Annotated in this window: 22 protein-coding genes and 3 pseudogenes; 11 read left to right on the top strand and 14 right to left on the bottom strand. The window is 60.1% G+C overall.

Annotated elements, in window-relative coordinates:
• The first annotated feature begins 12 nt into the window (after positions 1-12).
• The 4 genes and pseudogenes from gcvH to CO660_RS33840 all read left to right on the top strand — a co-directional run.
• The gene (gene gcvH / locus CO660_RS14530) at positions 13-375 is read left to right on the top strand and encodes a glycine cleavage system protein GcvH (RefSeq protein ID WP_064802805.1); all 363 of its coding nucleotides are present in this window, start codon (positions 13-15) and stop codon (positions 373-375) included.
• Positions 375-3239: an aminomethyl-transferring glycine dehydrogenase gene (gcvP, locus tag CO660_RS14525; RefSeq protein ID WP_097599292.1), complete on the top strand. Its 2865-nt coding sequence runs from the start codon at positions 375-377 to the stop codon at positions 3237-3239. Before gcvH ends, gcvP begins: the two co-directional genes overlap by 1 nt.
• A gap of 210 nt (positions 3240-3449) precedes the next feature.
• The gene (locus CO660_RS14520) at positions 3450-4490 is read left to right on the top strand and encodes a GH25 family lysozyme (RefSeq protein ID WP_097599291.1); all 1041 of its coding nucleotides are present in this window, start codon (positions 3450-3452) and stop codon (positions 4488-4490) included.
• Positions 4489-4590 (top strand): annotated as a pseudogene (locus CO660_RS33840) (IS481 family transposase); the annotation flags it as partial. The gene CO660_RS14520 and the pseudogene CO660_RS33840, both read left to right, overlap by 2 nt.
• Before the next feature lie 7 nt (positions 4591-4597).
• On the opposite strand, the pseudogene CO660_RS14515 reads toward CO660_RS33840, so the two are convergent.
• Positions 4598-4726, bottom strand: a pseudogene (locus CO660_RS14515) (agmatinase); the annotation flags it as partial.
• Between the two features lie 96 nt (positions 4727-4822).
• Here CO660_RS14515 and CO660_RS14510 point away from each other — a divergent pair.
• Entirely contained in the window at positions 4823-5986 is a 1164-nt protein-coding gene (locus tag CO660_RS14510) for an aminotransferase (RefSeq protein WP_097599290.1), read from the top strand.
• Here CO660_RS14510 and CO660_RS14505 read toward each other — a convergent pair.
• The 4 genes and pseudogenes from CO660_RS14505 to hutC all read right to left on the bottom strand — a co-directional run bounded on the left by CO660_RS14505 (position 5963) and on the right by hutC (position 9635).
• Positions 5963-6501: pseudogene (locus CO660_RS14505) on the bottom strand (flavin reductase family protein). The gene CO660_RS14510 and the pseudogene CO660_RS14505 overlap by 24 nt on opposite strands.
• Entirely contained in the window at positions 6498-7853 is a 1356-nt protein-coding gene (locus CO660_RS14500; RefSeq protein ID WP_097599289.1) for an LLM class flavin-dependent oxidoreductase, read from the bottom strand. The pseudogene CO660_RS14505 and the gene CO660_RS14500 overlap by 4 nt, the downstream one beginning before the upstream one ends.
• 114 nt (positions 7854-7967) lie before the next feature.
• Complete coding sequence (locus CO660_RS14495; protein WP_097599288.1) at positions 7968-8897, bottom strand: LysR family transcriptional regulator; 930 nt, start codon at positions 8895-8897, stop codon at positions 7968-7970.
• 30 nt (positions 8898-8927) lie between these two features.
• Positions 8928-9635: a histidine utilization repressor gene (gene hutC, locus CO660_RS14490; protein WP_097599287.1), complete on the bottom strand. Its 708-nt coding sequence runs from the start codon at positions 9633-9635 to the stop codon at positions 8928-8930.
• A 228-nt stretch (positions 9636-9863) separates the two neighbouring features.
• On the opposite strand from hutC, the gene CO660_RS14485 reads away from it, so the two are divergent.
• The 5 genes from CO660_RS14485 (at position 9864) to CO660_RS14465 (ending at position 13376) form a co-directional block, all read left to right on the top strand.
• A complete protein-coding gene (locus CO660_RS14485) occupies positions 9864-10691 on the top strand; it encodes a transporter substrate-binding domain-containing protein (protein WP_097599374.1) in 828 nt (275 codons plus the stop codon).
• Positions 10692-10787: 96 nt separating this feature from the next.
• Positions 10788-11429: an amino acid ABC transporter permease gene (locus tag CO660_RS14480; RefSeq protein ID WP_097599286.1), complete on the top strand. Its 642-nt coding sequence runs from the start codon at positions 10788-10790 to the stop codon at positions 11427-11429.
• The gene (locus CO660_RS14475) at positions 11426-12094 is read left to right on the top strand and encodes an amino acid ABC transporter permease (protein WP_097599285.1); all 669 of its coding nucleotides are present in this window, start codon (positions 11426-11428) and stop codon (positions 12092-12094) included. The genes CO660_RS14480 and CO660_RS14475 overlap by 4 nt, the downstream gene beginning before the upstream one ends.
• Positions 12091-12882 carry an amino acid ABC transporter ATP-binding protein gene (locus CO660_RS14470; RefSeq protein ID WP_097599284.1) on the top strand — a complete coding sequence of 264 codons (792 nt, stop codon included), beginning with the start codon at positions 12091-12093 and terminating at the stop codon, positions 12880-12882. Before CO660_RS14475 ends, CO660_RS14470 begins: the two co-directional genes overlap by 4 nt.
• Positions 12883-13070: 188 nt before the next feature.
• Positions 13071-13376, top strand: coding sequence for a flagellar basal body protein (locus CO660_RS14465; protein WP_097599283.1), 306 nt, complete (start codon positions 13071-13073; stop codon positions 13374-13376).
• 808 nt (positions 13377-14184) lie between these two features.
• Here CO660_RS14465 and sufA read toward each other — a convergent pair.
• From sufA to CO660_RS14420, 8 genes are all read right to left on the bottom strand, one after another.
• On the bottom strand, positions 14185-14577 hold the full coding sequence (gene sufA / locus CO660_RS14455) for a Fe-S cluster assembly scaffold SufA (RefSeq protein ID WP_097599282.1): 393 nt from the start codon (positions 14575-14577) through the stop codon (positions 14185-14187).
• Positions 14578-14682: 105 nt separating this feature from the next.
• A complete protein-coding gene (locus CO660_RS14450) occupies positions 14683-15063 on the bottom strand; it encodes an SUF system Fe-S cluster assembly protein (RefSeq protein WP_064705069.1) in 381 nt (126 codons plus the stop codon).
• Positions 15064-15075: 12 nt separating this feature from the next.
• Positions 15076-16317 (bottom strand): cysteine desulfurase, encoded by a 1242-nt coding sequence (locus CO660_RS14445; protein ID WP_097599281.1) that lies wholly within the window; start codon positions 16315-16317, stop codon positions 15076-15078.
• Between the two features lie 13 nt (positions 16318-16330).
• A complete protein-coding gene (gene sufD, locus CO660_RS14440) occupies positions 16331-17605 on the bottom strand; it encodes a Fe-S cluster assembly protein SufD (protein WP_097599280.1) in 1275 nt (424 codons plus the stop codon).
• Between the two features lie 24 nt (positions 17606-17629).
• On the bottom strand, positions 17630-18388 hold the full coding sequence (gene sufC, locus CO660_RS14435) for a Fe-S cluster assembly ATPase SufC (protein ID WP_064691723.1): 759 nt from the start codon (positions 18386-18388) through the stop codon (positions 17630-17632).
• A gap of 317 nt (positions 18389-18705) precedes the next feature.
• On the bottom strand, positions 18706-19047 hold the full coding sequence (locus CO660_RS14430) for a GIY-YIG nuclease family protein (protein WP_097599279.1): 342 nt from the start codon (positions 19045-19047) through the stop codon (positions 18706-18708).
• Positions 19048-19107: 60 nt separating this feature from the next.
• Positions 19108-20577 (bottom strand): Fe-S cluster assembly protein SufB, encoded by a 1470-nt coding sequence (gene sufB / locus CO660_RS14425; RefSeq protein WP_097599278.1) that lies wholly within the window; start codon positions 20575-20577, stop codon positions 19108-19110.
• 160 nt (positions 20578-20737) lie between these two features.
• Positions 20738-21904 carry a cysteine desulfurase family protein gene (locus tag CO660_RS14420; protein WP_097599277.1) on the bottom strand — a complete coding sequence of 389 codons (1167 nt, stop codon included), beginning with the start codon at positions 21902-21904 and terminating at the stop codon, positions 20738-20740.
• 217 nt (positions 21905-22121) lie between these two features.
• On the opposite strand from CO660_RS14420, the gene CO660_RS14415 reads away from it, so the two are divergent.
• Positions 22122-22799: an alpha/beta hydrolase gene (locus CO660_RS14415; RefSeq protein WP_064705075.1), complete on the top strand. Its 678-nt coding sequence runs from the start codon at positions 22122-22124 to the stop codon at positions 22797-22799.
• 59 nt (positions 22800-22858) lie between these two features.
• Here CO660_RS14415 and CO660_RS14410 read toward each other — a convergent pair whose 3' ends face one another.
• Positions 22859-23971, bottom strand: coding sequence for an anhydro-N-acetylmuramic acid kinase (locus tag CO660_RS14410; protein ID WP_097599276.1), 1113 nt, complete (start codon positions 23969-23971; stop codon positions 22859-22861).
• Between the last annotated feature and the right edge of the window lie 71 nt (positions 23972-24042).

Genomic DNA, 24042 nt, shown 5'->3' with positions numbered 1-24042 from the left:
GAGGATATTTCCATGCTGAAATTTACCGCTGAACATGAATGGCTCGAACTTGACGGCGATGTCGCAACCGTCGGCATCACCACCTATGCCGTCGAACAGTTGGGCGATCTTGTCTTCGTCGAACTGCCTGAAGTGGGCAAGAGCTTCGCCAAGAACGACGACGCCGCAACCGTTGAATCCGTCAAGGCGGCCTCCGAGGTCTATTGTCCGCTCGATGGCGAGATCACCGCGGTCAACGAGGCGATCGTCGCCGACCCCTCGCTCATCAACTCCGACCCTCAAGGCGCCGGCTGGTTCTTCAAGCTGAAGCTCAAGAACCCCGCCGATGCCGATGGTCTGCTCGATGAGGCCGCCTACAAGGAGCTCACCGCGTAATGACGACGCCGACCGAATTCCAGTTCACCGATTATCAGCCCTACGATTTCGCCAATCGCCGTCACATCGGCCCCTCGCCGACCGAGATGACCGAGATGCTGAAGGTGATCGGCTATAACAGCCTCGACGGCCTGATCGACGCGACGCTGCCGCCCGCCATCCGTCAGAAGGCGCCGCTCGTCTGGGGCGCGCCGATGACCGAGCGCGAAGCGCTCGACAAACTGCGCGAGACGGCAAACAAGAACAAGGTGCTGGTCTCGTTGATCGGCCAGGGCTACTACGGCACGATCACGCCGCCGGTCATTCAGCGCAACATTCTGGAAAACCCCGCCTGGTACACGGCCTATACGCCCTATCAGCCTGAGATCAGCCAAGGCCGTCTCGAAGCGCTGCTCAACTATCAGACGATGATCTGCGACTTGACCGGCCTCGACGTCGCCAACGCCTCGCTGCTTGACGAGGCGACCGCCGCCGCCGAAGGCATGGCGATGGCCGAGCGCGTTTCGAAGTCGAAGGCGAAAGCCTTCTTCGTCGATGCCGATTGCCATCCGCAGACCATCGCCCTCATTCGCACCCGTGCCGAGCCGCTTGGCTGGCAGGTCATCGTCGGCAATCCCTTCACCGATCTCGATCCCGTCGACGTCTTTGGCGCGATCTTCCAATATCCCGGCACGCACGGTCACCTGCATGACTTCACCGGCCTGATTGCGCGCCTGCACCAGGCTGGCGCCATCGCAATCGTTGCCGCCGATATTCTCGCGCTGACGCTGCTGAAATCGCCGGGCGAGATGGGCGCCGATATAGCCGTCGGCTCTTCGCAGCGTTTTGGCGTTCCGGTCGGCTACGGCGGTCCACACGCCGCCTATATGGCGGTCAAGGACGCCATCAAACGCTCCATGCCCGGCCGCCTCGTCGGCGTTTCCGTCGATGCCCGTGGCAACCGCGCCTATCGACTGTCGCTGCAGACCCGCGAACAGCACATCCGCCGGGAGAAAGCGACTTCCAACATCTGCACCGCCCAGGTGCTGCTTGCTGTCATGGCCTCGATGTATGCGGTCTTCCACGGTCCGAAGGGCATCAAGGCGATCGCCCAGCAGGTGCACCAGAAGGCCGTGCTGATGGCCAAGGGCCTGGAGAAACTCGGCTACAAGGTCGAGCCGGAAAGCTTCTTCGATACGATCACTGTCGATGTCGGCCATATGCAGGGCTTGATCCTACGCGCTGCCGTCGCCGAAGGCGTCAATCTGCGCAAGGTCGGCGAAACGAAGATCGGCATGAGCCTCGACGAGCGCACGCGGCCCGCGACACTCGAAGCGGTATGGCGCGCCTTCGGCGGCAATTTCGCCGTCGCGGATTTCGAGCCTTCCTACCGCCTGCCGAAGGACCTCCTCAGGACCAGCGATTATCTCACCCACCCGATCTTCCACATGAACCGGGCTGAAAGCGAGATGACGCGGTACATCCGGCGGCTCTCCGACCGTGACCTCGCGCTCGACCGTGCGATGATCCCGCTCGGCTCCTGCACGATGAAGCTCAATGCGACGGCGGAAATGCTGCCGATCACCTGGCCGGAATTTTCCGATATCCATCCCTTCGTGCCATCGGACCAGGCGCTCGGCTATCGCGAGATGCTGGATGACCTCACGGGAAAGCTATGCGCCGTCACCGGCTACGACGCCTTCTCGATGCAGCCGAATTCCGGCGCGCAAGGCGAATATGCCGGCCTGCTGACGATCCGCAACTATCATATCGCCAATGGCGACGGTCATCGCGACGTCTGCCTGATTCCGACATCGGCACACGGCACCAACCCCGCTTCCGCCCAGATGGTCGGCATGAAGGTTGTCGTCGTCAAGGTCCGTGAGAACGGCGACATCGACATGGACGACTTCCGCGCCAAGGCTGAAGAGCACGCAGCAAACCTCTCCTGCTGCATGATCACCTATCCCTCGACGCACGGCGTATTCGAGGAGACGGTCAAGGAAATCTGCGGTCTCGTGCATCAGCATGGTGGCCAAGTCTATCTCGACGGCGCCAACATGAACGCCATGGTCGGCGTGTCCCGCCCCGGGGACATCGGCTCCGACGTGTCGCACCTCAACCTGCACAAGACCTTCTGCATCCCGCATGGCGGCGGCGGCCCCGGCATGGGCCCGATCGGAGTCAAGGCGCACCTGGCGCCCTACCTCCCGGGTCATCCGGAAACCGATGGGCGGCCGGGTGCCGTATCGGCGGCGGCCTTCGGCTCGGCCTCGATCCTGCCGATCTCCTGGAGCTACTGCCTGATGATGGGCGGCGAAGGCCTGACCCAGGCGACCAAGGTGGCGATCCTCAACGCCAACTACATCGCCACCCGGCTGAAGGGCGCTTATGACGTGCTCTATAAGTCGAAGACCGGGCGCGTCGCGCATGAATGCATCATCGACACGCGTCCACTGGTCGACAGCGCAGGCGTGACCGTCGACGATGTCGCCAAGCGCCTGATCGACTGCGGCTTCCACGCACCGACCATGAGCTGGCCGGTATCAGGCACGCTGATGATCGAGCCGACGGAAAGCGAGACCAAGGCCGAGCTCGACCGCTTCTGCGAGGCGATGCTGGCGATCCGCGAGGAAGCCCGCGCCATCGAGGAAGGACGCATGGACAAGGCCAATAACCCGCTGAAAAACGCGCCGCACACGGTCGAAGATCTCGTTGGCGAATGGGATCGCCCCTACAGCCGGGAGCAGGCCTGCTTCCCACCCGGCGCCTTCCGCGTCGACAAATACTGGTCCCCAGTCAACCGCGTCGACAATGTCTACGGCGACCGCAACCTCATCTGCACCTGCCCGCCGGTGGAAAGCTACGCCGAAGCGGCGGAATGACATGACTTGGTAAGCCCTTCCCGACGAATTCGGGAGGGGCTGCCGACACTTCGGCCTTCCATGCACCGCTCGTGCCATCCCTGACACAGCCCTGCGAGGCACTGGTTCAAATTTAACCTTTCTTAGCAAGTCTCTGTTAGCAATTCGAAATGGGCGGTTTCCACCTGTGATGGATGTTGCCGCCGACCTCTGTTTTGCGTGCGGGTTCTCATGCGTCCATCGGCTGTGCCAGCAATTCTCCTCACCACCCTGATCCTGTCGGGATGCGCCGCAAGCTCCGGCGCCGAAGATGTGCTCACCCCTGTGCCGTCGGTGGAAACCACCAATGCCATCAGCAAGCCGAACGGCCCGATACCGGCTGCTGCTGTCGGCGACCCTGCGCCACAGGCAAGCCCGCCGCAGCAGGCGCTGAGCTGGACAGGGCCCGTTCCGGAGCCGCAAGCGCTCGCGCCAGCCGACAGGCCGGTCGGCATGCCGATGCCGACGGAAAGGCCTGTCGCGATGCTGATGCCCGATGCCCCGGATGTCGATCCTGACGCCGGCCCGAAATCCCCCAAACGCTCGCGAATCTATAGCCACCGCTTCCGCGATGCCAAACCGATCAACTTCGGCAGGACTTCGCCGAGAAAGCTTGCCGTGCATGGCGTCGACGTGTCGCGCTGGCAGGGCGAGATCGACTGGGAGACTTTGCGCCAGCAGGGGGCCAACTTCGTCTACATCAAGGCGACGGACGGCGGCGATCACCTCGACCCGATGTTTAAGAAGAACTGGCGCCGCGCCAAGGAAGCCGGGCTGAAACATGGCGCCTATCACTTCTTCTACTGGTGCCGGACAGCCGGCGAACAGGCCGACTGGTTCATCCGCAACGTTCCGAAGGAAGCCAACGCGCTCCCGCCCGTCATCGATGTCGAGTGGAACGGTGAGTCGAGCTGCAAGCGCCGCATCTCCCCGGCTCGGGTCCGGGAAAAGATGCAGGTCTTCATGGACAAGCTCGAGCGGCATTACGGCCAGCGCCCGATCATCTACACGGCGCCGGACTTCTATCGCGACAATCTGAAGGGCCAGATGCTTGACTATCCCTTCTGGCTGCGCTCGGTAGCCGCTCACCCCTCCAAGGTCTATCCCGGCCGCAAGTGGGTGTTCTGGCAGTATTCCGGCTCCGGCCTCTCCGACGGCGTCGACGGCAAGATCGACCTCAATGTGTTCAACGGCAGCGAAAGCGATTGGCACGACTGGGTAGCGTCGCGTTAATCTCGAAAGCCTGAAAGCCCATGTCCTTGCCTTCGTCACAGCCTATAACTGTGCCAAGCACCTCAAGCCATTGCGATGGCGAACGCCCTACCAGGCAATCTGCGATTCAGTCTCGTGCCGTTCTTGGAGATGATCTTCTCCGCCACTTTCCGAAACTTCTCATCGAATATCTCACCACCATTGGCGTCCGCGAAATCTGCGCGCAACTGTTCGAGTCGGTTTTTGTCCCACACCATGCGCATATGTCTCCGCTTCGGTTCCGTCTCAGCCGACAAAGGGGTTGAGAAGGTAATTGGTATCGTTGTAGCAATTGCCATCAAAGAGAAATCGACATGATCGCTGCAAAACCCAATTTACGTGTTTCCCGACTCTCGGCCCCGCCCATTCCTTCCGTCATCGCCTGGAGCCGCGAATATAAAGGAAACAAGGGGCCGCTCATCGATCTATCGCAAGCCGTACCCGGCTATCCCGCCCATCCGGAGATGCTTCGCCTACTTGCCGAGACGGCCGGACAGCAGGCGATGACAGGCTACGGTCCGATCGAAGGCGAGCCCGTGTTACGCAAGGCCTATGCAGCACATCTCGCCGCGCTTTACGGCGCCGACCTTTCCGAAGGGAATATCCACATTACCGCCGGCTGCAATCAGGCGTTCATGTGCGCGGCGATCGCCCTTGCTGGCGCGGGCGATACGGTGGCTCTCACCAATCCCTTCTATTTCAATCACGATACGACGCTGTGGATGCTGGGGATCGGACGTCGATTGGTTGAGTGCGATCCTGCCAGCGGTTTTCTGCCTAATCCGAGTTCGACCGAAGCAGCACTTGCGGCCGGCGCCAAGGTGCTGGCAGTCGTCTCACCCAACAATCCCACCGGAGCGGTATATCCGCCAAGCCTGCTGCACGAGCTTTTTGTTCTTTGCCGGAAGTATGGCACCTGGCTGATCCTTGATGAAACCTATCGCGATTTCCTGGGCGAGGATTACGGCCGGCCGCACTCACTCCTGTCCGAGCCGGGTTGGGAGGACACGGTCGTCCTTCTTTACAGTTTTTCGAAATCCTTTTGCATCCCCGGCCACAGGCTGGGTGCCATCACGGCAGGACCCAAGCTCGTCGCCGAGATCGCCAAGGTGATGGACAATATGCAGATCTGCGCACCGCGCTCGGCTCAGATCGCCGTTGCATCGGCTATCCCCGCGCTTGCCGATTGGCGGGCCGGCAACCGGCTGGAAATCGCGCGCCGGGCGGATGAGTTAAAGCTGGTCTTTTCCAGCTTGCATGATTGGGAAATAGGAGCGATCGGCGCCTATTTCGCCTTCGTCCGCCACCCTTTCGCCGATCGATCATCTTCAGAGGTCGCCGAAAGACTCGCCAGGGAATCGGGCATCGTCTGTTTGCCGGGCGCCTATTTCGGCGAGAGACAAGAGCATTACCTCAGACTTGCCTTTGCCAATGCGGATGTTGCCTCGATAGAGCTATTGTCGGAGCGGCTCCGCTAGAACGCGGCAATCGACCTCCGCCGGAGTTCACGATAGCCGCCGCGCCAATAGATGAGCGGCCCTATGCCTTGTCGGACTTGGATAGCGCAAATATGTCCGATCAGAATCGCATGGGAATGATGGTGGAATGCCGTTTCTAGCTTGCAGTCCAGCACGGTAAGAGCGTTTTCGAGAACGGGCGCGCCAGTCCTGAGGCGATACCATCCCGCATTACCGAAGCGTTCGATGCCCTTGCGTCCGTCGAAACCTGCAAATGATTGCGCCACCTGCTGCTGGTCGGCCGCCAGCACGTTGACACAGAAACAGCCGTACCGCTGCAAGATCGGCCACGAGGAAGATGCGCGGTTGACACTGACCATGACCGAGGGCACCTCCGCCGAAAATGAAGAGACCGAGGTTGCGGTGAAGCCGGTGTGGTTTTTTCCGTCGCCGACCGTGATCACGCTGACTGCACCCGCCAGATGACGCATCGAAAGCTTGAAATCTGCTTCGCTGATTAAAGCCGCGGCACTCATCGGGCCGGCGTCCGCGTTTCGGCAAAACGATTTGCCGGCATTGAAAGACCGAGGTTTTCGCGCAGGGTCCTTCCCTCATATTCCTCGCGGAACAGACCGCGGCGGCGAAGCTCGGGCAGGACGAGCCTCACGAAATCGTCGAGGCTGGACGGCAGGGTCGGGAACATCAGGATGAAGCCATCGGCGGCCCGCGTCTCGAACCATTCCTCCATAAAGTCGGCGATCTGGGTGGGCGTGCCTGTAATGCCATTTCCGGTATGCTTCTCGGCATAGTGCCGGATGAGCTCGCCGACGGTATGGCCGCTCCTGACAAAACCGACCAATTCGTCGAACAAGGAGCGTGAACCCTTCGGCGCCGCCGGAAGTCGATCCATGGGGAAGGGCTTATCGAGCGGCACGTCGCGCAAGTCCGCTTCCAGGAATTCGGAAAGCATCAACCGGCCGACATCAGGATGCATCTTGTCGATCAGATAGTCGACCTTCGCCTTTGCCTCGGCTTCCGTTTCACCGATGTTGAGAACGATGCCCGGCATGATCTTCAGGTCGTCGGCATCGCGCCCATAGGCCGGCATCCGGCTCTTGACGTTTTCGTAGAAGGCCCTGTTTCGCTCGATATTCGACGCAAGGCTGAAGACGATCTCGGCAGTGCGCGCCGCCATGTCCATTCCGGGTTCCGAACCGCCGGCCTGGGCGATGACGGGACGGCCCTGGGGCGTTCGCGCAATGTTGAGGGGTCCGCGGACCTGGAAATGCTTGCCTCTGTGATTGAGCGTGTGGTGCTTGTCCTTGTCATAATAGACACCGCTTTCGCGGTCGAGAAGCAGAGCACCTTCCTCGAAGCTGTCCCAAAGGCCGAAAACGACATCGACGAATTCGTTGCCGCGCTCATAGCGCAGCGCGTGCGGATCAAGTCCCTCGCGATTGAAGTTGTAACCGGTTTCGTCATGGTCGGAGGTGACGACGTTCCAGCAGACGCGCCCGTTGCTCAGATGGTCTATCGAGGCGAACAGGCGGGCGACATTGTATGGCTCGTAATAACTTGTCGACACCGTCGCAACGAGACCGAGATTGCTGGTCGTGACCGCCAATGCTGATAGCAGTGAGAGGGGTTCGAAGCGATTCATCTTGGTCGGAATACGGGCAAGCGCATTCGGATCACCGACGGCGGCAGCCGGAGAATCCGCCATGAACATGAAATCGAACTTGGCCGCCTCGGATCGTTTGGCGACATCGAGCAGATGAGCGAAGTCATTGGCGCCGCCGACATCGCTGGCCGGATGCAGCCACGAGGCCGGATGAAAGCCGAAAGTGTAGACGAAGGTCCCAAGTTTCATCTTGTCAGTTCGCGCCATCGAGCTCTCCCCTTATGCATGCTGCCTATTGAAGGTGGCCGCTCAAATTATCACCAGGCGCAAATTTTCATCAACATCGCGGCGCTAAGGTCCGTTTTAGATTTTCTAAAACGTTCATTTGGGCGCTGACACCAAAGCCTGCTGACGGGAAATGGCGACGAGCCAGTCGCGGAATTCGCGGCCGCGCGGCTTTTGCAGTGCCGCGCGGTCCCAGGCCAGAAAGTAGCTTTCGCGCAGCGGCATCCGCATGTCGACGGGAGTGACGAGCGTCTGCGCCTCGAGCTCATCGGTAATCATCGACATCTGCGCTAGGACGACGCCCCGCTTGTTGACGGCTGCATCGATCGCGCTGCTCGACAGGGTAAAGGAGAGGCCAGGCGTCGACGCGTCGAACGGTATACCGGCCATGGCCGCAAACTCCGCCCAGCTTGGGTAAGGCGTGAAGTGCCTTTCCCACTCGACATGCAGAAGTGGCTGTTCAAAGAGATCCCGGGCCGCGTGCGCGCGATCCTGCATTAGCGACGGCGAGCAGACAGGCACGACCCAATCGCGAAACAGTTCCGTATAATGGTCGTGCTGCAGGACGTCCGACCCGTAGCTTACGCGGAAATCGACATCGTCGAAACCGATCCTGGGCTCCTTGTCCCGTCCGATAATTCTCACTTGAACATCGGGGTGTATGGCCTGCCAGTCGAAGATTCGCCTGCCGATCCATCTGTTGACGACGGAAGAAAGCGCGCTAAGGACCAGCGGCGTCTCGTTGCGTGCCCTTTCCAACAACTGCTGAGCGAATGCAAATTGCTCAAATCCCTTCGAAATCTCCTGATGATAAAGCCGGCCCCAGGCGGTCAGCTCAACGGTTCGCCCGCTCCGCTCCAGTAGCGAAACTCCGAGAAAACTTTCGATCTTGTGAATTTGCTGGCTGATTGCCCCCGGCGACACCTTGAGCTCCAGTGCCGCAGCCGTCACCCCGCCGCAACGCCCCACCGCCTCGAAGGCTTGCAGACCCTTGAGCGGGATCGTCTTGAAGCGCTCATTGATCACTTGCAGAACCTCCCGTGGTTTTGCGCCAACTCAATTTGCCATCGGATGAAACGTCCCTGCGAACTGGAACCGGTCGCCTGGATGGGTAATCTCGACATATGTCACCGTCCGGCCGTTCTGCCAGGTCTGCCGGATTAGGCTAAGGCACGCCTGACCTCTTTCTGTCTCCAGCATCCGCGCCGTCGCCGGATCGGCCGAGACGGCGCGGATGACGTGTTTGGCCTTGGACCAGGGAACTTCTGCAAGCAGCCATTTGCCGGGCGGGATCGAGGCGAAGCTCTCGCCGCGCGCACGGGGGACGACGTCGAGCATGATGATCCGCCGTTCGATGGCATAGGGTCTGCCGTCCACGATATGCAGGCATTGAAGCCTGAGTATCTCCGCATCGGGGGCTTCCGACAGCTGTTTCGCGTCCGTTTCTCCAAGGCGTTCGACTTTACGTGTGAGAAGCTCGAAGCGGTGTTCGTGCCCGGCCAGTTCCGCTTCGGTGCTGATATCCTGAATATCCATTACCGTGCGGTCGATCTGGGGCGATGCAACAAACGAACCGGTCTTGCGCCTTCTGACGATCATGCCGCGCTCGACCAGAGCCGACAGTGCCTTGCTGACAGTCATGCGCGAGCATTGATATTCCGCGACCAGTTCATGTTCTATGGGAATACGGTCGCCAGGCCGCCAATCGCCGCTGATGATCTTCGCCTCGATATCCATGAAAATACGCTGATAAATCGACACCAAGTCCACACCTCGTTGGGCGTCACGATCAAAGTGCCGAGCGGTCGCGTCACACCGGCAAAGATTGCCACAACCCGGCACAATTTTTGCGTTCCTTGACTTTTACATTGACACTCTAAGCCAGCCTATATCTATTTGTATAGTCAAAAGCGGAGCATAAAAATCCGCGCATTGAAATCAAAATCGGGAACAAAACTCCTCCGTCGGAGGAATAAAACTGGAGAGATGATCATGAAGGCAAAGTCACTGCTGAGGGGTCTGGTCGGCGCTGCGTTCCTGTTAGGAGCAGCCTTTTCCGCCCACGCAGCCGATACGCTGGCGGCCGTCAAGGCAGCCGGCACGCTCAAGGTTGGCACCGAAACGGCCTTCGCACCGTTTGACTATATCGATGCCGGTGAACATACGGGCCTGAACGTCGACCTTTTTGCCGAGATCGGCAAGGAACTTGGCGTCAAGATCGAGTGGGTGGCACTTCCCTGGGACGGCGTCTTCCCCGCGCTTGAGGCCGGCAAGTTCGATGTCGTCGCAGGTCCGGCAACGATCACCAAGAAGCGCATGGAGCGCTATCGCTTCACGCCGCCGATCGCCGAAGCGACGATTGCCATCCTCAAGAAAGCCGGCGACACAACGATCAACAAGCCGGAAGACATTGCCGGCAAGACGATTGGTGTCGGCAAGGCAACTGCCCAGCTCGACCAGCTGAAGGAATTCTCCGACACGCTGCCGACCAAAGTCGATGTGCGCGAATATCCTGCCTTCACTGAGACCTACGCCGATCTCGCAGCCGGCCGTATTGCCGGCGTTGCCAATTCGCTCCCGAACATCGCCTTTGTCGCCAGCCAGCGAAAGGGCACTTTCGAAGTCGTTCTGCCGCCTTTCGGAAAGAAGTCCTATTTCGGCTTCATCGGTCTCAAGGACGCCGATCACGCCCCGCTGATGGACGCGATCGATGCCGCAATGCTCAAGATAAAGGCAGACGGGCGTATGGCGGAGCTGCAAAAGAAGTGGTTCGGTGCGTCTTTCGACACGCCTGACGCTGTCAAAGATCCGGCATTCTGATCATTGCCGGTGAAATGCCCGCGCCCCGCCATCGGTCGGGGCGCAATTTGCCGTGGAACAGACTTCACGGCCGCAGCACGCAGGCAAGCACCGCCCATGTCCACCAAACTTTTCGAGCTTCTTCTGCAAGCTTCGATCTACACCGTTACGATCAGCGTAGTTTCGATTCTGATCGGCTTTGCAATCGCGATCATTGTTTCCGCCATGCTCCTTTCGCGGCAACGGCTTTTCGTGTTGCCGGGGAAGATTTTCATCAGCTTCTTTCGCGGCGTGCCGCTGCTGGTGCAGCTGTTACTGATCTATAACCTTCTGCCGGTGATCGGCATCAACGTGCCGAGTATCGTTGCGGCGATCGTTGGCCTTTCGCTGTGCACGGCTGCCTATCAGGCTGAAAATCTACGCGGCGGGTTTGCCAGCGTTCCGTCGGGCCTTGTCGAGTCCGCCGAGATGGTCGGCCTCACGCCCATGCAGATCTTCCGCCGGATCAAGGCGCCGATCGCTCTGCGGCTGACCTTTCCGGCGCTCGTCAACGAAGCGATCCTTATTTTGAAGGCTTCTTCGCTGGTCTCCGTTGTCGGGATCGTCGAGCTGACGCGCATGGCCCAGGACCTTGCCGGCAGCACCTTTCTGCCGCTCGAAATCTTCGCTTCCGCCGGTCTGATCTACCTCGCCATTAATTGGATCGTAGCGCTTGCCGGCGGTCTGATCGAACGCTCCCTGCCGGGAGTACCGCGATGACCTTCGATATCAATGTGATTTTCAGCCATTTGCCGGAGATCGCCAGCGGTGCCTTCGTGACGATCGTTATCTGGATCGTCGCCGCTCTTGCCGCTGCCGTTCTGGGTTTCCTTGTCGCTGTCGCGCGGCGTTTTGGCGGGGTGCTCTTGGACAGGGCGTTCGGCATTGTCATCGCAGTGCTGCGCGGCACGCCCTTCCTCATTCAGATATTCCTCGTCTACTACGGGGGCCCCTTCATCGGATTGTCGCTCAATCCGATCCCGGCAGGCGTCGTTGGCCTGTCCATCTACGGCGCGGCCTATTTCAGCGAGATATTCCGCTCGGGCTTTGCCGCCGTCCCGAAGGGGCATATCGAAGCGGGTCTATGCGTTGGCCTGACACACACGCAGATCGTCAGGCGCATATTGCTGCCTGAGATGACCATGCTTGTGCTGCCGCCATCGCTCAACATGACCATCATCCTCATGAAGGAGACGGCCGTGTTGTCGATCATCACCGTGCCGGAACTGACGGCAACACTGAGCGCCATCGGATCGCAGCAATATGCATTTGTCGAAGCGCTTTTTGTACTCGCCCTCTTCTATTGGGCCCTGGTCGAAATCACCGGCTGGCTCGGTCGTCTCGCCGAAACGAAACTCACCAGATTCAGGTTTTTCAACATATGAGCGTTCCCGCGATTGCAGTCAAAAATCTTGTCAAGACGTTTGGCGATTCCACCGTGCTGAACGGTATCGATCTTGATATTGCCCAGGGACAGGTTTCCTGCGTGATCGGTCCGTCGGGATCAGGCAAGAGCACGCTGCTGCGCTGCATGGCGTTTCTGGAAGAATCGACAAAGGGGACCATTGCCGTCAATGGCGAGGTGCTCGGCTTTGCGGAAAATGCGAATGGCGTAAGGGAGCGGCTGCCGGCTCCCACCAATCGCCGGATTCGCGCCCAGATCGGCATGGTTTTTCAGCAGTTCAATCTCTGGCCGCACATGACGGCGCTCGGCAACGTCAGCGAGGCGCTGAAGACGGTTCACAAAAAGAACCGCAAGGAGGCAGAGGAGCGGGCAATGGCTCAACTCGCCAAGGTCGGTCTCGAGGGCCGGGCAAACCACTATCCGTCACAGCTCTCGGGAGGACAGCAGCAGCGTGTTGCTATCGCGCGAGCCCTGGCTCTCAACCCGAAGATCATGCTCTTTGACGAACCAACCTCATCACTCGATCCCGAACTGACCGGCGAAGTGCTGAACGTCATGCGCGATCTCGCCGCCGAAGGCATGACAATGGTCGTCGTTTCCCACGAGATCGGGTTTGCCGCAACGGTCGGCCAGCAGATCATCTTTCTTGATCACGGCAAGGTGCTGTTCACCGGTCCGCCCCAAGAGGTTTTCAAGCGACCGAGAAACCCGCGCCTCGAGCAGTTTCTTGATACCTATATCGATCGCGGAGCCTCGATGTTGCTGTGATGCTCGTCCCACTTGATCCGTCCAAGCGTTTTGGTCCTGTAGGTTTGTCCCGGCTGCGCGCCGTGCCAATGCGAAGCACATCTGACGGCATGGTTGCGTACCCATAGGTCTTTGCTAACGCAACGCCTTCAGCATTCCCTAAATCCTTGCGGGTAAAAAACGACGATCCAGTTCTGGGGAAAAGGCTGATGAGCATATCGACTATTGCAGGCACTGCTCTTTTGGGAATGCGGGCACAGACGACACGGATCAGCGCGATCGCCAGCAACGTCGCAAACAGCAGCACCCCTGGTTATAGCAGGCTGAACACCAGCCTCACCTCCGTTGCCTCAGGCAGCGTCGAGGCCATCGTCGGTCCGACGGATTCCGATCTCGATCCGGCCACCGAACTCACCGACCTGATCGAAGCCGAGCAGAGCTACAAGGCGAACGCCATGGTCTTCGAGACCGGCCCCGACATCTGGGAAATGCTGATGAGCATCAAGCGCGACTAGGCAATCCTCAAAGCCATGGCCCTATTCGTTACTCTATTTTTCACACGTGCCGATCCGCATATTGGGCTCGGCCATGGGGGCTCAAATACCACTTCAGGAGGTATGTCGCTTGCGTCACGTTGCCTTGCCAGTCCTTCTGAATTTGGCCCTCGTAACCAGTGCAGGTGCCAGCGAAGACCTGTCCGGTGTGTGGCGCGACCTGTTCACACGATGTCGAATTGCCGTGGAGAACGGCAAAGACTTTAATGCAACAGGATTACGCGACCTTGGCCGTCACCTCAGGACGGTAGCCCCCTTGACCGCTCCTGGAGTACCCTTTCCACTGACATCTGGATACCAGGAGGCTGAATGGCGCTGGGAAGTTCCGGGATCTCGCTTCGTGGTCGCGGAAGGCGAGCATCCATCCGATCGTGGCAAATCAAAACGTTCGTGCGAGATCAATCGCGGAGAAAGCAGAGCCGATCTCCACGGACGAGGAAAAGCTACTGAGGGCGACATTTCTCGTGGAACGGGATAAACTCCTCGTCACTGGACGCTATGAATATTGGAACCCGGATCCGTTATTTTCTACCAATCTCGATATTCGGCTGGCCCGTAAGAACCCCCACGGCTGCCGCGTCGTTTCTTTCCTAGACATCGACACGCGATCCGACTCGCAGCCGTTTTTTATGACAGGTTCCGCTGAGCAGGACACAATATGTGGCGCGGCGCCTCGCCTTGCTCGTCCATAAGCAAGACACAGGCCCGCGACCGTCTGGCAGGAAGCAGTTGATGGAGAATTCCCCATCAGCCTAAAGGGGGACGGTTATCAGGAATGCGCCGGCTCGCTCTGGCGCTGTGCGGCAAGGGCCGCGAGATCGGCAGGTTTCAGCTCGACGGATTCGCCGCAGCCGCAGGCCGATGTCTGGTTGGGATTGGTGAAGGTGAAGCCGGAGCGGAGCGTCGTCTGCTCGAAGCCCATTTCGGTGCCGAGAAGATAGAGCACGGCTGACGGTTCGACCCAGACCTTGGCGCCGTCGCGTTCGATCAGGTCATCCTTGGCGTCCGGCTCGGTCACCAGGTCGATGGTATATTCCATCCCGGCACAGCCGCCCTTCTTGATGCCGACACGAATGCCCTTGGCTTCCGGTCCGGAATTTTCGACGATCGCCTTGACGCGGGCGGCAGCCCCTTCCGTCATGCTCATCACTGCAAAGCCCATCGGCTTTTTCTCCTTCCACAACCGGGGTCCGGTGCTTCGTGAATCAAATGTAGTCGCCCGAGGTAAACGGATCAATACCGCGCGCGGTACTGCTCCTAGCGCAGCTCAGTACCAGCCGACGGCGACCTGCGCCTCCTCGGACATCCGGTCCGGCGTCCACGGCGGATCAAAGGTCATTTCGACCTCGACGCCCGACACGCCTTCGACGGCGCCGACGGCATTCTCCACCCACCCCGGCATCTCGCCGGCAACCGGGCAGCCGGGCGCGGTCAGGGTCATCATGATCTTTACCATCCGGTCGTCCTCGATGTCGATCTTGTAGACCAGACCGAGTTCGAAGATGTCGGCGGGGATTTCGGGGTCATAGACGGTCTTCAGCGCGGCAATGACGTCATCGCTGAGCCGCGCCAGTTCATCGGCCGGGATGCTGGAATGCACGATGCCTTCGCGCACATCGATCTTCTGTTCGCTTTCGTCCAGGCTCATCACGGACACTCCTCAGGCAAAGAACTTGCGCGCATAGTCAAGCGCATCGGCCAGGGCATCGACCTCGGCGCGGGTATTGTACATGCCGAACGATGCACGGCATGTGGAGGTGACGCCGAAGCGTTTCAAGAGCGGCATGGCACAATGGGTGCCGGCCCGCACGGCAATGCCCTGCCGGTCGATTACCATCGAGACGTCATGGGCGTGAATGCCTGCCAGTTCGAAGGAAAAAATGCTCCCCTTGCCGGCTGCTGTCCCGAACATCCGCAGCGAATTGACCGACCGGAGGCGCTCGGTCGCGTAAGCTGCGAGATCGGCCTCATGCCGGGCGATTGCCTCGCGGCCGACCTTCTCCATATAGTCGAGGGCGTAACCGAGCCCGATCGCCTGCACGATCGGCGGCGTGCCGGCTTCGAAGCGATGTGGCGGATCGTTGTACGTGACCGAGTCCTCGGCGACTTCGAAGATCATCTCGCCGCCGCCCTGGAAGGGGCGCATCTGCGAGAGCCGCTCCTTCTTGCCGTAGAGAATGCCGATTCCCGACGGGCCGTAGAGCTTGTGGCCTGTCATGACATACCAGTCGCAGTCGATATCCTGCACGTCGACCGGCAGGTGCACGGCGCCCTGGCTGCCGTCGATCAGCACCGGGATGCCGCGTTCATGGGCAATGCGGCAGACCTCCTTGACCGGAACAATCGTGCCGAGCGCATTCGACATATGGGTAATGGCGACAAGCTTGGTACGCTCCGTCAGGCTCTTCTCGAATTCCTCGATATGGAAGGCGCCTTCGTCATCGACCGGCACCCAGACCAGCTTGGCGCCCTGGCGCTCGCGGATGAAGTGCCAGGGCACGATATTGGAATGGTGCTCCATGATCGTCAGGACGATCTCGTCGCCTTCGCCGATCTTAGGCATGCCCCAGCCATAGGCGACAGTATTGATCGCTTCGGTCGAATTCTTGGTGAAGACGATGTCGTTGACATCAGGCGCGTTGAGGAAGCGGCGGACCTTCTCGCGGGCTGCCTCATAGGCATCCGTCGCGACGTTAGAGAGATAGTGCAGGCCGCGATGCACATTGGCGTATTCATGGGCGTAGGCATGCGAGATGGCGTCGATCACCGACCGCGGCTTCTGTGCCGAGGCGCCATTGTCGAGATACACCAGCGGCTTGCCGTGCACTTTCTCCGCCAGGATCGGAAAATCCCGGCGGATGGCTTCGACGTCGTACTCAGTGGCCGGCACAATCTTGTCCATGGCATTTATCCGATCAGGCGTGCTTTTCGAGCCAAGCCGAGATCACGCTTTCCAGCGCTTCGACCAGGCCTTCGTCTTCCAGTTCCTCGACGATTTCGGCGACGAAAGCATTGACGAGCATCGCCCGCGCCTTGTTTTCCGGAATGCCGCGCGCCATCAGATAATAGAGATGATTGGCGTCGATATCGGTCACCGTCGCCCCATGGCCGCACTGCACGTCGTCGGCGAAGATCTCGAGCTCCGGCTTCACCGAGAATTCGGCGTCGTCGGACATCAAGAGCGTGTTGCACGCCATCTTGGCGTCCGTCTTCTGGGCGTCAGGCGCAACCCGGATCATGCCCTGGAAGACGCCCTTTGCGCGGTCGAAGACGACGTTGCGGATCACTTCGGTCGAACCGGTATGTGGCACATCGTGGCCGAGCACCATTGTCACATCGGTATGGCTCTCGGCCCCGAGCAGATTGATGCCGCGCAGCGTCAGATCGGCGCCCTCGCCCGTCACCTTGATATTCAGTTCCTGGCGCACCAGCTTGCCGCCGGCATTGATGACGAACAGGCGAAGTTTGGCATCGGCACCGAGATCGACGCGGATCTGGCCGAGATGCGTGTCGTCGACGCCCTGCTGCTGCAGGATGATCCAGGTCAACTCCGTGCCCTCGCCAACCGCGATGTCACTGACGTGGGACACGAAGGCCGCATCGCCCGTCACCGCACGGTGACGCTCGATGACCGTTCCCTTGACGCCGGCGCCGAAGGAAACCGGGAGACGCGTATGCGTCTGCCCGCCGGCATGGATGAACTGGATTTCCAGCGGATTTTCAAGCTCGGTTTCATCGGGCACATCGACGACATAGCCGTCGCGCACGAAGCTGCCGTTGATCCGGCCGACCGCATCGTCGCTGCCCAATGCATCGAGCCTTTCGACAGCCGAACCGTCGATCAGCCGTTCGGAATAGGCCGAAAGCCCAAGACCATCGATGGTAGCCTTCTGATTGGCATGGCCTTGGATGACCGCCAGCACCGAGGAACCGGCAACGACCGGCTCGAGTGCGTTGGAGCCGGCATCCCCCACTTGCGCCGGTACGGCGCGCAGCAGATTCTTGAGGTCGGTATAGTGCCAGGCTTCGATTCGGCGCGTCGGCAAGCCGGCTTTCTTGAGATCGTCGAGAAGCCGGTCACGCAGCGCCGTCACTGCACCATTGCCGGGCAGGTCACCGATCTGATGGTTGAAGGCCTCGATCAGCGCCGTTTCGGCCGCGGTGAGACGGCTCGTCGTCTGCATGTTCATGGACGTTGTCCTTTCCACCTGAACTCAGGCCGCTGCTGCGCCGATGATGTCGGCGTAACCATTGGCTTCCAGCTCATGCGCCAGGGTCTTGTCGCCGGACTTGACCACCTGGCCCTTGTAAAGGACGTGGACGGTGTCAGGCACGATATAGTCGAGCAGGCGCTGGTAGTGGGTGATGACGACGACGGCGCGGTCGGGCGAACGCAGCGCGTTAACGCCGTCGGCAACGATCTTCAGCGCGTCGATGTCGAGGCCGGAATCGGTTTCGTCGAGCACGCAGAGCTTCGGCTCCAGCAGCGCCATCTGCAGAATTTCGGCCCGCTTCTTCTCGCCGCCGGAGAAACCGACATTGAGCGGCCGCTTCAGCATTTCGGTATTGATCTGCAGCTTGGCCGCTGCTTCCTTGACACGGCGCATGAAATCCGGCGTCGTCAGCTCGTCCTCGCCACGCGCCTTGCGCTGCTCGTTCATCGCCACCTTCAGGAATTGCATGGTGGCGACACCGGGGATTTCGACCGGATACTGGAAGGCGAGGAAGATGCCCTTGGCGGCGCGTTCGGACGGATCGAGCTCGAGAATGCTCTCGCCGTTATATAGGATGTCGCCCTCGGTCACCTCATAGTCTTCGCGGCCCGACAGCACGTAGGAGAGTGTCGACTTGCCGGAGCCGTTCGGCCCCATGATCGCCGCCACTTCGCCGGCCTTCACCGTGAGGTTCAGGCCACGGATGATCTCGGTGCCGTCTTCGGCGATACGGGCATGAAGGTTCTTGATTTCAAGCATTTCGTTCTTCCTGTTCATAAAGCGGGTTCAAGTGCCGCCTGATTGACCGTTCGCACCGGCCTCGATCCGTCATCCTCGGGCTTGTCCCGAGGATCTAAGCCTTCAATTGTAATCGCTCTACTGCTCCGACGAGACTTTCCGCTTACGTGCGTAGATCCTCGGGACAAGCCCGAGGATGACGTCACTAAGGGTGTGCAGGCTTCGGATTTCAAGCATACCATTCTTCCTATTCATAGAGCGGCTTCAAGGGCCGCCCAATTGACCGTTTTCACCGGTCTCGATCGTCATCCTCGGGCTTGTCCCGAGGATCTAAGCCTTCAATTGTGATCGCTCCACTGCCGCGTATTCTCATGCGGCCGATAGACATTCTCGATTTCGTCGATGCGCTCGTAAAGGTCCATCCAGGTCGGGTTGAGCTCCTCGACGAGCTTGATTTTCCATTCACGCAGGTAGCGTTTTAGAGATTTCTCTCGCTGGATCGCCAGCACAATGTTCGGGTGGCTTTCAAACCAGACGAGGTTTTTCGCTCTGTATTTCTCCGTAAAACCCTTATGGATTTTGTTGCGGTGTTCCCATACGCGCCCTTGCAGATCGCTGGTGACGCCGGTGTAGATTACACCTCTTGGTTTGTCGGACATCATGTAGACAAACCCGCTCACCCGATCCTCCGCAGTTGTGCTTAGATCCTCGGGACAAGCCCGAGGATGACGGAAAACCGCTTAGCCAACACTCCCTTCAAGCGAGATGCTGATCAGCTTCTGCGCCTCGACCGCGAATTCCATCGGCAGTTCCTGCAGGACTTCCTTGACGAAGCCGTTGACGATCAGCGCGATCGCCGCTTCGGTGGGGATGCCGCGCTGCAGGCAGTAGAACAGCTGGTCCTCGGAAATCTTCGAGGTCGTCGCTTCGTGCTCGAACTGCGCCGTCGAATTCTTCGCCTCGATATAAGGCACGGTGTGAGCGCCGCACTTGTCACCGATCAGCAGCGAATCGCACTGGGTGAAATTGCGCGCGTTCGACGCCTTGCGGTGAGCCGAGACCTGGCCGCGATAGGTGTTGTTGGAAACGCCGGCGGCGATGCCCTTGGAGACGATGCGGCTCGACGTGTTCTTGCCGAGATGGATCATCTTGGTGCCGCTGTCGATCTGCTGATGGCCGTTGGAGACGGCGATCGAGTAGAATTCACCGCGGCTGTCGTCGCCGCGCAGGATGCAGGACGGGTACTTCCAGGTGATCGCCGAGCCGGTTTCGACCTGCGTCCAGGAGATTTTCGATCGGTGACCGCGGCAATCGCCGCGCTTGGTGACGAAGTTGTAGATGCCGCCCTTGCCTTCCTTGTCGCCCGGATACCAGTTCTGGACGGTGGAATATTTAATCTCGGCATCGTCGAGAGCCACGAGCTCGACCACGGCCGCATGCAGCTGGTTTTCATCGCGCTGCGGCGCCGTGCAGCCTTCGAGATAGGAGACGTAAGCGCCCTCTTCCGCGATGATCAGCGTGCGCTCGAACTGGCCGGTGCCCTTCTCGTTGATGCGGAAATAGGTGGAAAGCTCCATCGGGCAGCGAACGCCCTTCGGCACGAAAACGAAGGAGCCGTCGGTGAAAACAGCCGAATTCAGCGTCGCGTAATAGTTGTCCGAGGTCGGCACCACGGAGCCGAGATATTTGCGGACGAGATCGGGATACTCGCGGATGGCTTCGGAGATCGACATGAAGATCACGCCGGCCTTCTTCAGCTCCGCCTTGAAGGTGGTGACGACCGAGACGCTGTCGAAAACGGCGTCCACGGCGATCTTCGGCTTCTCGACCCCGGCCAGGATCTCCTGCTCGCGCAGCGGGATGCCAAGCTTCTCATAGACCTTCAAGAGCTCCGGATCGACCTCGTCGAGCGACTTCGGACCTGGCGCGCTCTTCGGCGCGGCGTAATAGTGGATGTCGTTGAAATCGATCTTCGGATAGTTGACGCGCGCCCAGGTCGGTTCTTCCAGCGTCAGCCAACGCCGATAGGCCTCGAGACGCCATTCCAGCATCCACTCCGGCTCCTGCTTCTTGGCCGAAATGAAGCGGATGATATCCTCGGACAGGCCCTTCGGCGCCTTATCCATTTCGATGACGGTCTCGAAACCGTATTTGTACTGGTCCACATCGATCAGGCGGACCTGGTCGATCGTTTCCTGCACGGCAGCCATTTCGTTCTCCAATCTCGCCGGATACAAGGTCCGGCAGCTTGTAGCGTATGGGCAATTGACTTGCCCCGGCAAATTCTTTGCCCTGATGTAGGAGGCCAAAAGGAACTTTTCAGCCCGATTGGCAAGCGGAAATTTGTGTTTCCGCAAGTTTATGAGGCGGTCAAGCCGCCTCGCCCGCCGACTTGCGCCGGCAGGCGATCTTCGCGAAGGCGGCGATCGCCCGGTCGATATCCTCTTCAGTGGTCGAAAAGCCGAGCGAGATGCGCAGCGCACCGAGCTTGGCGTCGCGCCCCATCGCCGTCAGCACATGGCTTTCGCCGACCTTGCCGGATGAGCAAGCAGAGCCCGCCGAAAGGGCAACGCCTTCAAGATCGAAAGCGATCTGCCCGGTCTCCGCCTTCAGGCAAGGGAGCGTGAAGAAAATCGTGTTGGCGACCCGCGGACCACCGGTACCGTGGATGATAACATCGGGCGCGGCAGCGCGCATGCCGGCTTCCAGCCTGTCGCGAAGCGCAGCAATCGCAGCGTTCCGTTCCTCAAGATCCTGAAGCACGGTTTCCGCCGCAGCTCCGAAGCCGATCAGCGCCAGCGAATTCTGTGTCCCCGAGCGGTGACCTTTTTCCTGCCCGCCGCCGCGGATAAGCGCCTTCGGCATCAGCGCCTCGCCGCGCGCGATCAGTGCACCCGCCCCCTTCGGTCCACCGATCTTGTGAGAGGAGACGATGATGAAATCCGCGCCGATGCGCTCGATCTCGATCGGCAGACGGCCGGCCGCCTGCACGGCGTCGACGACAAAGAGACCACCGTGCTCCCGCACAATCTTGGCCGCCTCTTCGACCGGCTGGACGATGCCCGTCTCGTTGTTGACGAACATGATCGCCACTATCGGAAGGCCCGTCGATTTGTCATGGGCATCGAGAAGCGCGACCAGCTCGTTCAGATCGACGATACCGGCATTCGTTACCGGAATCTCGGTCGTGCGATCCTTCGGGAACCGGCCTCCCTCTCGTACAGCCAGGTGCTCAACGGCGGAAAAATAGAGGTGGCCGAGTTGAAGCGGCGTGCGGCCCATACGAAAATCCGGCGTCAGTACCAGATTGGCAGCTTCCGTCGCGCCGCTGGTGAAGATCACGTTGCCCGGATCGGTGCCGGCAAGGGCGGCCACCTTGCGCCGTGCTCCCTCAATGGCGGCGCGGGCGGCACGGCCCTCTCCATGTACGCTGTTCGGATTGCCGAATATGTCGATGGCGCGCATGATCGCATCGCGTGCTGCGGGGTGCAGCGGCGATGTGGCGTTCCAGTCGAGATAAAGGCGTGGCGGCGCCATGATCCTCAGTCCTGCGCTTAACGAGCTTGCTTCAGCGGCCGCGGTGCATTTTTCTTGAAATTTCCGCCGGGCTTGCCTTATGACACGTTCCACGACGCGTGGATCGCCATGCAAGTTTCGAATTGTTCTAAACTGCGTTTTAGAAAAGATGACAACATTAGTCAAGTCATGTTGTCATCCAACGCAGCGCGAACACGAAATAAAACCCGGAGTACCAATGCCCGAAGTTATTTTCAACGGCCCAGCCGGCCGTCTTGAAGGCCGCTACCAGCCCTCCAAAGAAAAAAGCGCGCCCATCGCGCTCATCCTGCATCCGCATCCGCAGTTCGGCGGCACGATGAACAATCAGATCGTCTATCAGCTCTTCTACATGTTCCAGAAGCGCGGGTTCACGACGCTGCGCTTCAATTTCCGGGGCATCGGCCGCAGCCAGGGCGAATTCGATCATGGCGCCGGCGAACTCTCGGATGCCGCCTCCGCGCTCGACTGGGTTCAGAGCCTACACCCTGATTCCAAAACCTGCTGGGTCGCCGGTTATTCCTTCGGCGCCTGGATCGGCATGCAGCTTCTGATGCGCCGGCCGGAAATCGAGGGCTTCATGTCGATCGCCCCGCAGCCGAATACCTACGACTTCTCCTTCCTGGCGCCGTGCCCCTCGTCCGGCCTGATCATCAACGGCGAGGCCGACAAGGTGGCGCCGGAAAAGGATGTCAACGGCCTTGTGGAGAAACTGAAAACCCAGAAAGGCATCCTCATCACCCATCGCACCGTCGCCAACGCCAACCACTTCTTCAATGGTCAGGTGGAGACGCTGATGAGCGAATGCGAGGATTATCTCGACCGTCGCCTCAATGGCGAACTGGTGCCCGAGCCGGCTGCCAAGCGGATCCGCTGACCGCATGGCGCCGGCGTCTGCCCACCGGCATCCTCACGACGCGCTGGGTTGTTCGCTTGTCATGGCGTTGCCAGCACGCCGCCGCTGACGGGAGCCGCAACTCCCGTCGTGCCGGGAAAGGTCAGCGGCAGCCCGTCCAGCGAGCGTACGGCAAGATAGGCCCAGGCCTCGGCCTCCATCGCATCGCCGTCGAAGCCCGCGGCCTCGGCGCTCAACACTTTCGATCCCTCGGCCATCGCCGAGAGCTCGGCCATCAAGGTGCCGTTCAGCCGTCCGCCGCCGCAGACGATATAGGCCGAGGGACGTTCTGGCAGGAACCCGGCGGATTTGACGATCGATGCGGCGGCGACATGCGCAAGCGTCCGGGCGCCGTCTTCGAGGCTCGCATCGCCAGGCCGAAGTGGTGCGAAATCGCCGCGATCGAGCGAACGGCGGACATTGCCGCGGAAGAACGGGCTGTCCAGATACCGCTCCGCCAGAGCCGGGACGATCTTGCCGCGCCCGCCGATCTGGCCGCCGGGATCATAGGTTTTGCCGGTCTGCATCTCTATCCATTGGTCGATCAGCGTATTGCCAGGGCCGCTGTCGAAGGCGGCAATCCGGCCGTCAGCGCCGACATAGGTGAGGTTGGAGATGCCGCCGATATTGACGAAGCACACCGCCTCTCCCGCCTGCTGGAATTTTCCCGCAAGGGCAGCGTGATAGACCGGCACCAGTGGCGCACCTTGCCCGCCATGCACCATGTCGTTGGCACGCATGTCGTAAACCACCGGCAGGCCCGTTCGGCGCGCCAGTTCCCGGCCGTCACCGATCTGGATCGTCAGTCCCTCGTCCGGCCGGTGAAGCACCGTCTGGCCATGGAAACCGACAACGTCGATGCCATTGGGCGTGAACCCGAAACGCTCGAGGAATGCCGTAACGGCAGTTGCATGCCGTTGGGTGAATTCGTCCTCGATCTCGCGAAGTTCCCCCGGCCGTTCGTTCCTGTCGCGAAGCGGCCGTGCCAGTTCCAGCGCCCGTTTGAGACGCGCACGAAACTCTGCATCATACGGCACGCCCACGAACGGCCCGCGCTCGATGAAGCCGCGGCCGTCGGTTCTGATCAGCGCGACATCGATTCCGTCCATCGACGTGCCGCTCATCAGGCCGATCGCTGTTCTGACCACATCCATGAGGCTTGCCTCCCATGCGATTCCCGGATGCACTTTTGCAAAAACAGTGCTAAACGCGCCGCGACAGATCA

It is taken from the genome of Rhizobium sp. L9, from assembly GCF_002531885.1.
Taxonomy (GTDB): Bacteria; Pseudomonadota; Alphaproteobacteria; order Rhizobiales; family Rhizobiaceae; genus Rhizobium.
This window is presented reverse-complemented; position numbering and strand designations above follow the sequence as displayed.